At 49.5% G+C, this 12,151-nt stretch carries 8 protein-coding genes; 5 read left to right on the top strand and 3 right to left on the bottom strand.

Annotated elements, in window-relative coordinates:
• Positions 1 to 78: 78 nt before the first annotated feature.
• Positions 79 to 750, bottom strand: a complete 672-nt coding sequence (locus IPN95_21110) for a peptidoglycan DD-metalloendopeptidase family protein (protein MBK9451869.1) — start codon at positions 748 to 750, stop codon at positions 79 to 81.
• Positions 751 to 982: 232 nt separating this feature from the next.
• On the opposite strand from IPN95_21110, the gene IPN95_21105 reads away from it, so the two are divergent.
• Positions 983 to 1,960: a methyltransferase domain-containing protein gene (locus IPN95_21105; protein ID MBK9451868.1), complete on the top strand. Its 978-nt coding sequence runs from the start codon at positions 983 to 985 to the stop codon at positions 1,958 to 1,960.
• On the opposite strand, the gene dinB is transcribed toward IPN95_21105, so the two are convergent.
• Together dinB and IPN95_21095 are read right to left on the bottom strand one after the other, a co-directional pair.
• A complete protein-coding gene (gene dinB / locus IPN95_21100) occupies positions 1,957 to 3,063 on the bottom strand; it encodes a DNA polymerase IV (GenBank protein MBK9451867.1) in 1,107 nt (368 codons plus the stop codon). The genes IPN95_21105 and dinB overlap by 4 nt on opposite strands.
• 89 nt (positions 3,064 to 3,152) lie before the next feature.
• Positions 3,153 to 5,111 (bottom strand): hypothetical protein, encoded by a 1,959-nt coding sequence (locus IPN95_21095; GenBank protein ID MBK9451866.1) that lies wholly within the window; start codon positions 5,109 to 5,111, stop codon positions 3,153 to 3,155.
• Positions 5,112 to 5,317: 206 nt separating this feature from the next.
• Here IPN95_21095 and IPN95_21090 point away from each other — a divergent pair, with 206 nt between their 5' ends.
• From IPN95_21090 to IPN95_21075, 4 genes are all read left to right on the top strand, one after another.
• A complete protein-coding gene (locus IPN95_21090) occupies positions 5,318 to 6,469 on the top strand; it encodes an aminotransferase class I/II-fold pyridoxal phosphate-dependent enzyme (GenBank protein MBK9451865.1) in 1,152 nt (383 codons plus the stop codon).
• A gap of 315 nt (positions 6,470 to 6,784) precedes the next feature.
• A complete protein-coding gene (locus IPN95_21085; protein ID MBK9451864.1) occupies positions 6,785 to 7,135 on the top strand; it encodes a hypothetical protein in 351 nt (116 codons plus the stop codon).
• Complete coding sequence (locus IPN95_21080; protein ID MBK9451863.1) at positions 7,089 to 9,182, top strand: T9SS type A sorting domain-containing protein; 2,094 nt, start codon at positions 7,089 to 7,091, stop codon at positions 9,180 to 9,182. Before IPN95_21085 ends, IPN95_21080 begins: the two co-directional genes overlap by 47 nt.
• A gap of 217 nt (positions 9,183 to 9,399) precedes the next feature.
• Entirely contained in the window at positions 9,400 to 11,973 is a 2,574-nt protein-coding gene (locus IPN95_21075; protein ID MBK9451862.1) for a T9SS type A sorting domain-containing protein, read from the top strand.
• The last annotated feature ends 178 nt before the right edge of the window (positions 11,974 to 12,151 follow it).

Raw genomic sequence — 12,151 nt, 5'->3', positions numbered from 1 at the left:
TCGCAACCTTCAACGCTCAACGCTCAACTCTCAACTCTCAACTCTCAACTCTCAAATTCTCAATTCTCAATTCTCCATTCAAAGCCCGAGTAGAAGACTTGGATCCGGGCAATTGCTGGCATATTGCTCCACTTCCGTAAAGGCACAAACGCCAGGGTAATCTCCTGCGTAGTCTTGCATGTCCATGATGATTTGAAAATGCAGGTGGGGTGGCCAATTTCCATTCTCCGCTGAATTGCCGAGCCAGCCAATGCGTTGCCCTTTTTGGATCGTTTGGCCGATTTCCAGTGCCTCAAGGGAAGTTCTTGAGAGATGGCCATAAAGCGTGTGGAAGACCTTTCCCTGGAGTTCATGTCTCAGGATCACTGTGGGCCCGTAATCCTTGAATGCATTGTTATCCTGGAAACTGTGTATGGTTCCTGCCAAGGGAGCATACACGGTGGAGCCGGCAGCCGTCCAGAAATCAAGGCCAAGATGGATGTCTCTTGGGTTTTTCTCCTCTTGAAACAATGGGCTCGCGCGATACAGCGCCCGGCGTTCCAAATACCCGCCCCAGAGTAGATTTGAGCCGGTTTCTTCCATGCATCGCCGAACATACGCCTCCAAAGCCGCAAATTCAAAGAGATGGCTTCCCACATTTGCTGGATTCTCAACGGACAAGTTGATCCGAGGCAGACTTTTACCCTTGATGTGCACATCCAATAGCTCGCCGGAAACCGTTGCAGCGTACCTCAAAAAATTCTCCATCATGGGATGAATTTAGCCAATTGGTGGGATGGAAAGAAAAACTTGCCCTTTTCTGCAAGGCAATGATCCAAAAAAAATTTACATTCGTAGATTAAAATCGGATTAGAGCTGGTTTGAATTAGGCAATTGCCCAACAATTTTTCAAATTTGGCCCTGAATCAGGATGGCATGAAGTCATTGATATGCATAGTCGAATCAAAGCGTTGAAAAAGAAGCTTTTGCGAAAAGTGATCGGATGACGACCATATACGATAAAATCGAGACGAAAGTCAGCCAAGGGGAGTTTGATGATATTTTGACTTACCATGATTGGAGACATAGAATTCCAATCCGGGAAGGCTTTTCAACACCTGGTTATCTGAGTGATAATTATTGGAACCTATCCAACTTCCCTAACGACTTGAAGGGTAAATCCGTGCTTGATATCGGTTCCAACGATGGGATCAATTCCTTTCACAGTGAGCGTATTGGAGCAAGGTCGGTTTTAGGGATCGACTTATACAAAGAAGGCGCCGATTTGAAACATACTTCTGGCTGGAGTCCAACGGGTTGCGCCATTGCCAAGGCGGCATTAAATTCAAAAGTGGAGTTCAAGCCGTTGAGTTTGTTTGATTTGGGAACACTGAACCAATCGTTTGATGTGGTGCTTTTTGCAGACGTCATGAATTGGCTCACAGACCTTCCTACAGCCATCAATTCTGTCTCAAGTGTCTGCAATGAACGATTGATCATCCGGGATGGACTGATTCGGAAAAAGGAAGGTGTGCCCTATTTGCAGTATGTCCACAGCCCTGAAATGGATTTGATGTTCCTTCCGAATGCCACCTTTATGGAGGTGATCCTCAAGCAGAACGGTTTCAAGCATATCAGTATTCAGAAAATCAAAAGCCGTCAATTATTGGAGGAAGTTGTCAGCGATTTTCCGTTGGTAACAAGTACGACGGAGGTTCAGATCTACGCTTCTCCATGGTCCACGGAGCCGGTTAGAACGATGAAAATGACTGCGGCCCAAGCTTTGAGCAAAGTGGAGGACCGTTTGTTTATTCGTCGGATTGGTTGGGTGAAGGTGTCTGATGTGAGCGCCGAGATTTTCCGGCCAAGGGCCCTGTACAGCTTCGCCCGGAAGATGTTTGGAAAAAATGCAGTCATGTGGCTGAAAGATGTTCTCTCCCAGGACGTTGATGAATCTTATACGATCGTGGCCACGCGCTAGAATGTGGGCATTCCCAGACAATCTTGGTCGTTAAACTGGATGTATAGCTGCCCGTCAAAGGGTTTCGGTTTTTGGTCCTGGCCAAAATTGGAAACACCAATCCCGAGCAATCTTGCCTTCTTCACGTTGACCTCTGTTTTCCGTAAAAGCAACTTCGCACAGGCAGCAATCTCGCTTTCCGATCGGAATGGCTGATTTCGACTCTCGCTTCGGCTGATTTGCTGGAAATCGGCAAATTTCACCTTCAACGTCAGCGTTCGGCCAAAAAGCGCATACTTTTCAAAACGTTGTTGTAAGAGGGAAGCAAGCCGATCAATCTCATCGTCCAAAATCGCAAAGTCATCAACATCCTCGGCAAACGTATCTTCCACACTGACGGATTTGGTCAGCCGGTCTGGCACAACTGCACGCCCGTCAATCCCATGAGAGATCTGATGAAAGTAGTCGCCCATTTTTCCGAAATTCCGCGTTAAGAATTTCAAATCTTGGTTACGCAAATCGGCGCCGGAATGAATGCCGAGTGCCTTCATTTTTTCCGCGGTTTTTTCTCCAATCCCGTGGAATTTGTGAATAGGCAGCGCGTCGATGAACGTTTGGGCGATTTCTGGAGAGATGTAATTGAGGCCATTGGGTTTGTGGTGTCCGCTCGCCATTTTGGCCAGGAACTTGTTGAATGAAACGCCCGCCGAGGCTGTGAGCCCGGTTTCAAGCAGGATGCTTGCTTTGATTTCTCTGGCAATCGCAATCGCCGATGGGTTTCCCGATTTGTTTTCCGTCACATCGAGATAGGCTTCGTCGAGGGAAAGCGGCTCCACGAGGTCCGTATGGCGGTAAAAGATGTCTCGAATCTGTTGGCTTGCCAACTTGTAGGCTTCCATGCGCGGGCGCACAAAGATCAAGTTCGGACAAAGCCGCTGTGCAGTCATTGAGGACATGGCGGACTTGACGCCAAATTTGCGTGCCTCATAGCTTGCAGTCATCACGACTCCTCGACCGCTGGGACTGCCCCCGACTGCAATCGCCAAACCTTTCAACGATGGATCGTCCCGTTGTTCCACGGAAGCAAAAAATGCGTCCATGTCGATGTGAATGATCTTGCGCATTGTTTTCGAAGTTAGCAGTGATCCCTGAATGGAGGACAAAAAAAAGGCTCTGCCGCAGCAGAGCCTTTTTTGAATCTTCATTTCCGCGATTAGCGGAGGAACTTTGCGAATTCAGGGTTGGCCTTCATCACTGCAAAAGCAGGGTTGGAGGAAACACGGCTTTTCAAAGTTGGATCGCGGTCGATCGCCTTTTGAAGGTGTTCGACGGTCTTCGCAGAAAGGCCACGGTAGGCGTAGATCAAGGACAAGTTGTAGTAAGCAACAGCAAGTGTGTTGTCTTTGTCCAATGCTGCCATGAAATCGGCTTCAGCTTCAGTCGTGCGCATGGTCTTCAACTTCGCGACACCGCGGTTGTTGAGGTTGGCTGCGGTTGCAGAGCCTCCTTCGAGGAGATCGTTGTATTCAGCCAATGCGCCGGAGATGTAACCGATTTTGTCCATCATTACCGCACGGTTGAAATACAAGCTCTTGTTGTCTGGATAACGCACAGCGTAGTCGTTGTACTGATCCATCATTTCCATGCGTTGATCCAAGGTGTAGTTGTTGGCATACTTGGTTTTGTAAGCCAAAGCAGCCAAGGCGTATTGGATATTGTTTTGATCCAATGCAAGCGCGTCGTCGATGTCTTTGATCGCTGCCAAGAATTCGTTACTGCCGAATTGGTAGGTCGAGCGCATTGCAAAAAGGTTGGGCTTCTTGTTGTTGCCAATCAAGATGTCCAATACACGCATGCCTTTTTTCAGGTCGCCACCTTCTTTGTAGGCACCAATGGTCATCGTTTCATTGGCGACACGCACCAATTCGTCGCTGATCACAGGCATTTGGCTTGGATAGTACTCCACCCACATTTTGTCGGGAGCGTAGTCAAACTTGAAGGTCACAAAGGTGTGACGGGTATTGACGATCACTTCATCAACCAATTTCTTCCAGAAGGACAATTTGCGCATTTCAGCTTCCTTCTCGTCATTGGTGCCTGCACCGTTGGCGATGTTCAACACGGCCTGCTGCTCTTCGCCGTTGAGGGCGGAGGCTTTGGTGAGAAGGGTCAAGCGGTTCCAGTCTTCGCCGCGGCCGCCGGAGGTCATTTCGACCGTGCTGTCTGCGAGAGACTTGTTCAAGTCATCATACACTGCCTTGGCGCGGCGCTCGGAGAGCTCTTGGTTGCGCTCTTCTTTACCACCCAAGGAAGCCCAACCTTCGAGGTTGATGCTCGTTACTTTGTACCCTACTGAAGTGTAGCGGTTGATATAGTCCTTGATCGCAGTCGTGAGCAGATTCTGATCGAACTTCACCGAGTTTTCAGGGAAAATCAGATCCAACGTGCCGGTGAAGCCACGGTATTTGTAGTTTTCGTCGTCAATTTTGACATCGGGAAGTGCGATCACAGACTGTACATCGGCACCGTCCCAAGGCTGGAACGTACAGCATGCAGGAGTGATCGGGCCGAGTGGAACTTCTTGGCTGTTGCAAAGGATTTTCTTCAGTTTGCCTTTTTTGTATTTGGCAACCATGAAGGAAAGCTTGATTTGCTTGCCATTCAAGTCCTTGATATCTGCCGTCAATGGCATTTTGTACATGAAGACAGGCTCCTTATTGGCGTCATAGAAGGCACGGTCAATCATGAGCGTACCAACTTCGCCACTTGCCGACTTCTCAAGGCTGTTGAGGTGGTCGAGCGAGTTGTAGGAGCCTTTAATGGTGATGGCGATACCTTTGGTCAGGTACTTTTCATATTCCAGGTCTCCTGCAAGGCGGAAATTCAAAAATCCGTCTTTCAATTCGTACTGAGCAGGCTCAAGATAGTAATAATCGATGTCGGAATTGTCTTCCTCGGCAACAACGAGTTTTGCCGAATTGCTGTTGGCGCTCACAATGCCTTGGATTTCCTCTTTGAAGGAATCGCAGGTGTTGGTGATTTTTTCGCCGTTGTATTTTGTCTTGTTGATGACACCTTCAGGTGTACATGCGCTGAATGCGAGAACTACAAAGGCCCCCAAGAACAGCATGGAGCTCCTATTGCCCAGATTGAGCGAGAAAAAATTCTTCATTGGTGTGGATTAACGATAGTCACTGATCGGATTTCACTGGGCACAAAGGTATAAAAAAAATATTCAGAGAATGAATAAAGGCCCTTATTTTTGCGCCTCAGTCTGTGAAAGGTGGACTAATTAGTGGTCACTGGCTAAATAGGGCACTAAAATTTCATCGTTGATGGCTGTTATTGGTTGATTATCAAGAATTTAGTGCATCCTCTATGATCAAAGTGGCAATCGAATCCAAGCTTCCATCGGTCGGAACATCGATCTTTTCGGTGATGTCTGCACTGGCGAATGCGCATGGAGCGATCAACCTGTCCCAAGGTTTTCCGGATTTTTCAATGGATCCACGCATGAAGTCGTTGGTGACAGAGGCCATGGCCAAGGGCTTCAACCAATATACTGCCGCCACAGGTTTGCCAGCATTGCGTGAACAGATTTCCGCGCTTGCCACGGAATGTTACGGGATCGAGGTAAATCCCGAGTCGGAAGTCACCGTGACATCGGGCGGGACAGAGGCACTTTTCTGTGCGATTGCTGCCACCATCAGCGAAGGAGATGAAGTCATTGTCTTCGAGCCTTGCTATGACTCTTATGTGCCGGTGATCGAACTATTTGGCGGCGTACCTATCTATGTGCCATTGGATTTTCCCGACTACAAGATCAATTGGCAGAATGTCAAAAAGCGTGTGAGCTCGCGCACGCGCATGATCATTTTGAATTCGCCGCATAACCCGACGGGCAGTACTTTAGATGCTGCAGACCTTGCCGAGCTAGCCAAAATCGTTCAAGCCAATCCGATTGTGATCCTCAGTGACGAAGTCTATGAGCACATTATTTTTGATGGAGCTGACCATCAGAGCATCTTGCGCCACAAGGACCTTGCAAAGCGTAGCTTCGTGGTTTCCTCCTTTGGCAAGACATTTCACGCTACGGGATGGAAAGTAGGGTATTGCATTGCTCCTGAGCATCTGAGCAAAGAATTCAGAAAGATCCATCAGTTTGTCACGTTCAGCACTTCGACTCCCTTCCAATGGGCCATTGCTGAATATATGAAGGATCGGTCGCACATTTTGGAGCTTCGCAATTTCTACCAGACCAAACGCGATTATTTCCTCGATCTGATGAAGCAGAGCAGATTCGAGCCGTTGACGAGCAAAGGGACGTATTTTCAGTTGATGAAATACGATCAGATCAGTAAAAAGGGAGACAAGTCCTTCGCAGAATGGTTGACCGTTGAAAAAGGCGTCGCCACGATTCCCGTTTCAGTTTTTTACCATAGTGGAGAAGACAACAAGGTGCTCAGATTCTGTTTCGCCAAGGAAAATTCGACTTTGGAAAAGGCGGCTGAGATTCTGATTCGCCTCTGATTCCTGAACGGTCGCACGATGGGTCAGGTCCATCCTCCAAGCGAAATCAAGTAATGCGAAGGCTGATTTGAGCTGTAAACCTAAGTAGTTGAACAGCTATATTTATCGCATGCATTTGGCTTTGAATACATCCTTTTATGCGTTACCTGTCTACGTTTGCCTTCCTTGTGCTTTTTGCGATTTCAGCCGGAGCCCAATGCCTCTCCAATGCCAATCAAGTCTTGGATGTGAACAAAGTGGAAGCCGGCTTCAACAATTCGGGCGCTATCTTTTACAACAAGCAGCTGCTATCCACCTACTTTACTCCGAAGGCTAATGGTACTTCCCCTGTTTTCGCAGGGGGACTTTGGATCGGCGGGCTGTCACCACAGGGGCAATTGCATTTGGCGGCTTCTTCCTATCGGCAACAAGATTCCGGAATACTTTTCCGGACCGATGCGTTACCCCAATGCCTACACCTGCGATGGCAGCGTTGCGTTGGCAGCTCCAATGTTTCGCAAAGGGCTGAAACAACTCAGTAATGGAAAGTTGTTGATGCTTGATTCTTTGGAGGTTGTGATTTACGATCCGCTCACGGCACAATCCTTGGTCAGGCCGCTTCCGCAGACGCGACCTGTGGATGGATGCCGTCGAACTTGCCGACGGACGGATTCTGCTATTCGGTGACGACAGCTATCCCAATAAAAACCCTGTCTTTCTTTTGGATACTGTCAACTACAACCTTACGGTCGGGCCGACTTTGGTTTGGTTTCACAAGGAATCCTCGGCGACGCTCCTACTCAGCGGCAAAGTTTTGCTGGCGGGGGTGATTGGCTGCGAATTGTTTGATCCCGTGAACAATACAAGTACTGCAGTACCTGATATGCTGTATGCACGGATGAAACATGCTGCGGTTCGGCTCCCCAATGGCGACGTTCATGCCTTTGGTGGCGGATTGACGATCAACGGGACTGGACTGACTTTGCGCACGCAGTACTTTGACGACAGCCTCGGTTATTGGTTTCCCGGCCCTGATATGGCAATTGGCCGCAACAGCCCGGCAGCGGTTTTGTTGCCCAATGGGACCGTTTTGATCGCAGGCGGCTCCACCACCGATGCCCGGTGTGAGCTGTTTGACCCGTTGACGAATTTGATCACGCCCAGTGTTGTACTGCCCAAAGCTGACAATATCGCCAACGCTGTTTTGGTGTCCAACGACAAGGTCTTGATGGCACAGTACGGAATCATACCGGAGACATGGATCTTGAGCCTCTTGGATTTGAATTCCATGCAGTTGGAACCCGTGCGCATAGAAACAATGGGACCTCAGGTCTGCTTGATAGATAGCGAAACCGTTGCCGTGGGATACAACAACTCAACGGGAATGCAGTCGGTGAAATGGCGCAACAGTTTGCAGCCCAATGCGCGTTGGCAATATATCTGGAAAGTGAGCCGTGCAGAAATCGATCAATTCAAGGCGGATTTCCTCGCCAATGCGGTTGATTTCGAGCGCTATCCGCATATCGAAACATGGCCGGCACATGGATCCGTCAGCGATGGGGAAGACCGCAACCTTGCACCGTTTGTGGATGTGAATATGGATGGCTTATACCTTCCTGCTTCCGATGGTGACTATCCTTGCATTGTTGGCGATCAAGCACTTTGGTGGGTTTTTAATGACCAAGGTTCGCACCTCGAGAGCGGTGGTTTGCCGATGGGGCTCCAAATCGAAGCCATGGCCTATGCCTTCGACTGCAATCAGACGACCTGCCCCGACACCTCTCTTGAGTATGCAACTTTCCTCCACTATGAGATCACGAATCACAGTGATACAGCTTGGAGCGATATGTTTCTTGGTCAATACTATGATATCGACCTCGGCAGCTTATTTGATGATTTCGTTGGCTCCGACTCCAGCTTGAACCTCGCATTTGGCTTCAACGGTGACAACGCTGACGCCAGTTATGGTGTTGCTCCGCCTGCTTGGGGCGTAGCTGTACTTCCCAACGGCCAATTGCCCAATATGTCGAGCCTCATGTCCATTGAAAATACATTCGGAGCCTTCAACAGCAATCCCTCGACTCCGGCACACTATTACAATTACCTACGGGCGGAATGGCTCGACAGCACACACCTTGTCAATAACGGCAGCAATGGGCATCAAGGCTCTGCCTCCGGGCCGCGCACCAATTTCATGTATTCCTCCACACAAGGATTTTGCGGCGGATTTTTGACCGGATGGTCCGAGCTGACGGCAGCCTCGGTGCCGGGTGATCGTAGATTTCTACAGTCATCGGGTCCCTTTTCGCTGCAACCGGGGCAAAGCATTCAGTATGACGTGTTTTATCCCTTTGCACGAGACAGCAGCCATACCCAAAGTGTCTGCGCACTCAAGGATGCCACGGCAACGATCCAAACCTGGTGGCAAAACCAATTGGACCGCAGTTGTTTTTCAATTGTTGTGGGAAATGAACCCGAACTACCGAAGGCTGGTTTCAAGGTGATCCCAAATCCTGTCACCGGAAGTGAATTCCTCGCAGACTTTGGAATTGCACTCGATGCTGCCGCCGAATTGGACCTGATGGATTTGAACGGGAGAGTGGTTCGATCGATGAGGCTGAATGAGGGTGCTGATCGGCAGTTGATCGCCGTCGAAGGGCTACCTGCAGGCGTTTACCTCGCCCGCCTCAGAAAAGGGACGGACCAAATTGTCCAGCGGGTGCTCATCTGGTAAATTTTGCGGCATTGAATCGTTGGTGTGCCAACGTGCCAAAAGTCACGGAAAAGAGGAAATCAACGTAGGGTAAGGGATTGGCCAATCTGATTTCGAAGATTTCCATTGAGGCTTACGCCTGTTTTGCAAGTATGTCACTGAATGCGGATTTTTAGCATGGTGTTGTCCTCATTATTGTTGGAAATTGGTAACTTGAATTTGATTACCACAAATGCTGATGCGTCGATACGTTCTCCTGCTGATTCTTGCTTGCAACTTATTCGTTGTCAAATCCCAGTGCCTTCCCAACACCTATCACAGCCTCGATGTAAATCAAGTCGAAGCCAGTTTCAATAATACGACGGATCATTTCTGGGATCGGAATGCGAATGCGGCCTATTTTGTTCCGAAAGCGAGTCAAACTTCTCCGGTGTTTGCGTCGGCTTTCTGGATCGGAGGGCAATCTCCAATCGGGCAACTGCACGTGGCCGCCGCAACCTACCGGCAATACGGGCCCGATTATTATTCCGGTCCGATTCGTCGTCAGACTTCATTTACCTGCGATGGAGAAACCAGCTTGATGGCACCCATGTTTCGGAATGGGCTGAAAAGACTCAGTAACGGGAAAATTCTCTTGCTCGATTCGGCGGAGGTTCATGTCTATGATCCTCAAACCGCGCAGGTACTTGTAAGGCCTTTGCCAGCACTGCGTTCATGGCTTGATGCGATCGAATTGGCCGATGGCCGGGTCATGTTCTATGGGGACAATCTCTACCCCAACAAAAATCCTGTTTTGTACATGGATACGGTGAACTACAATTTCACGGTAGGTCCCACATTGATTTGGTTTCACAAGGAATCCTCGGCGACACAAATGCAAAATGGCAAGGTACTGCTTGCAGGTGTGGTCAGTTGCGAACTGTTTGATCCTTCCAACAACACAAGTGTGGCGGTTCCGGATATGCTTTATCCTCGTGTCAAGCATGCTGCCGTCAGGTTGCCCAACGGGAATGTACACGTATTTGGAGGTGGGTCGAGTCTGAATGGCACCGGGGCGACGTTCAGAACGCAGTATTTTAGTGACAGCCTTTTGTATTGGTTTCCAGGTCCGGATTTGGCTGTACCCCGTAACAGCCCCTCGGTGGTGACGCTTCCCAACGGAAACTATCTGATTCTTGGCGGCAGCATCTCCAATACGGTCTGTGAAATTTATGATCCTGTCGCCGATACAATGGCGCTCGGGCCACATTTGCCCAAGGTGTCCCTTCTGCAGAATGCTGTCCTCGTGGCGCCAGACAAGGTTTTTGTCGCCCAGCGCGACAATGGTCCCATGACAGGAATGGTCAGCGTAATTGACCTTAACAGCCTGCAATCGGAAGCATTGCGTATCGAACTCGCAGGTCCGCAGGCCGTGCTGCTCGACAGTGAAACTGTTGTTGTCGGTTATGACTCATCGACCTCGATGCAATTGGTGAATTGGAAGAAAAAAACGCAACCCAAAGCGAAATGGCAGTACGTTTGGAAATTGAACAGATCCGAAATTGACCAGTTCAGAGCCGATTTTCTTGCCAATGCGGTCGATTTTTCACGGTATCCCGACATCGAATCCTGGCCTGCACATGGTTCGGTGGTCGACGGGGAAGACCGCAACCTTGCGCCTTTTGTGGACGTGAACCTGGATGGTTTGTACAGGCCCGAGGCCGATGGGGACTATCCTTGCATTGTCGGCGACCAAGCCTTGTGGTGGGTTTTTAATGACCAAGGCGTCCACAACGAAAGCAAGGGATTGCCGATGGGCTTGCAGATTGAGGCGATGGCCTATGCTTTTGATTGCAGCCAAACCACATGCCCCGACACCGCGCTCGATTACGCTACCTTCTTGCACTATGAAATCTCCAACTACAGTGATAGTGCTTGGAGCGACCTCTATATGGGCTTTCACCTTGACGTCGACCTTGGCAGTTATGATGATGATTTTGTGGGAAGCGATTCCACGCTGAGCCTCGCTTTTGTCTACAATGGCGACAATATGGATGCAAATTACGGTGTCAATCCGCCTGCATGGGGGGCCTCGATCCTTCCCAACGGCCAAATTCAAGAGATGAACAGCATGATGGTGATTGAAAATACCTTCGGGGCATTCAACAGCAATGCGCAGCGTCCTGAAGAATATTACACGTACCTTCAAGGCCGATGGGTTGACGGTCAGCCTTTGGTCAACAACGGATCAAACGGTTATCCGGGTTCTGCCACGGGGCCAACGACGGGTTATATGTACCCTTCGACCGAAGGATTTTGCGGAGGATTTTTGTCTGGCTGGTCTGAATTGACTGCAGGGAATACACCATTTGACCGAAAATTCCTCGAATCTTCGGGTCCTTTTCTCCTGCAACCAAACGAAAGCATTTCCTATGATGTTTTCTTTCCCTTTGCACGTGGCAGCAGTCATACGGAGAGCGTTTGCGCCTTGAAAAATGCCACGGCGGTGATGCGGGATTGGTGGCAAAATCAGTTGGATCGCACGTGTTTCTCGTTGGTGGTAGCCAACGAACCCGTCCAAGCCGCCGGGCGTTTCAAAGTAATTCCAAATCCGGTAACAGGTACGGCATTCATCGCGGACTTTGGAGCGCCACTTGATGGCCCTGCGTTATTGGAACTGATTGACCTGAATGGCAGGGTGGTGGGGAATTATCCGCTGATGGAAGGGGTTGATCGACAGTCCATCGCGGTGAACGGTCTGCCAGCCGGTTTGTATTTCGCCCGCCTGACGCAGGGGGCAAGTATCCGGGTCGAGCGGGTGATCAAGTGGTGAGATTTTCCAGATACATTCGATGCAATCGCTTCAAAGTGTGTCACCAAATGCAGAAAATGGTGATGGGAGAATAGGAGGAGAAGCGCAAATTTGATTTGTCAATGGCTTGCGCTTCCGGTCGCGAAGGAAATCTGCGATAGGCTCGTTCGTATGGGCGAATGGGCAGTTACTTACATCT

It is taken from the genome of Bacteroidota bacterium, assembly GCA_016718825.1.
Classification (GTDB): Bacteria; Bacteroidota; Bacteroidia; order J057; family JADKCL01; genus JADKCL01.
This window is presented reverse-complemented; position numbering and strand designations above follow the sequence as displayed.

Bases quoted from the DNA above. Each gene is read 5' to 3' on its own strand.
- IPN95_21110 (MBK9451869.1), bottom strand. From the start codon at position 750: ATGATGGAGAATTTTTTGAGGTACGCTGCAACGGTTTCCGGCGAGCTA.
- IPN95_21105 (MBK9451868.1), top strand. From the start codon at position 983: ATGACGACCATATACGATAAAATCGAGACGAAAGTCAGCCAAGGGGAG.
- IPN95_21075 (MBK9451862.1), top strand. From the start codon at position 9,400: ATGCGTCGATACGTTCTCCTGCTGATTCTTGCTTGCAACTTATTCGTT.
- IPN95_21085 (MBK9451864.1), top strand. From the start codon at position 6,785: ATGGTACTTCCCCTGTTTTCGCAGGGGGACTTTGGATCGGCGGGCTGT.
- IPN95_21095 (MBK9451866.1), bottom strand. From the start codon at position 5,111: ATGAAGAATTTTTTCTCGCTCAATCTGGGCAATAGGAGCTCCATGCTG.
- IPN95_21080 (MBK9451863.1), top strand. From the start codon at position 7,089: ATGGATGCCGTCGAACTTGCCGACGGACGGATTCTGCTATTCGGTGAC.
- dinB (MBK9451867.1), bottom strand. From the start codon at position 3,063: ATGCGCAAGATCATTCACATCGACATGGACGCATTTTTTGCTTCCGTG.
- IPN95_21090 (MBK9451865.1), top strand. From the start codon at position 5,318: ATGATCAAAGTGGCAATCGAATCCAAGCTTCCATCGGTCGGAACATCG.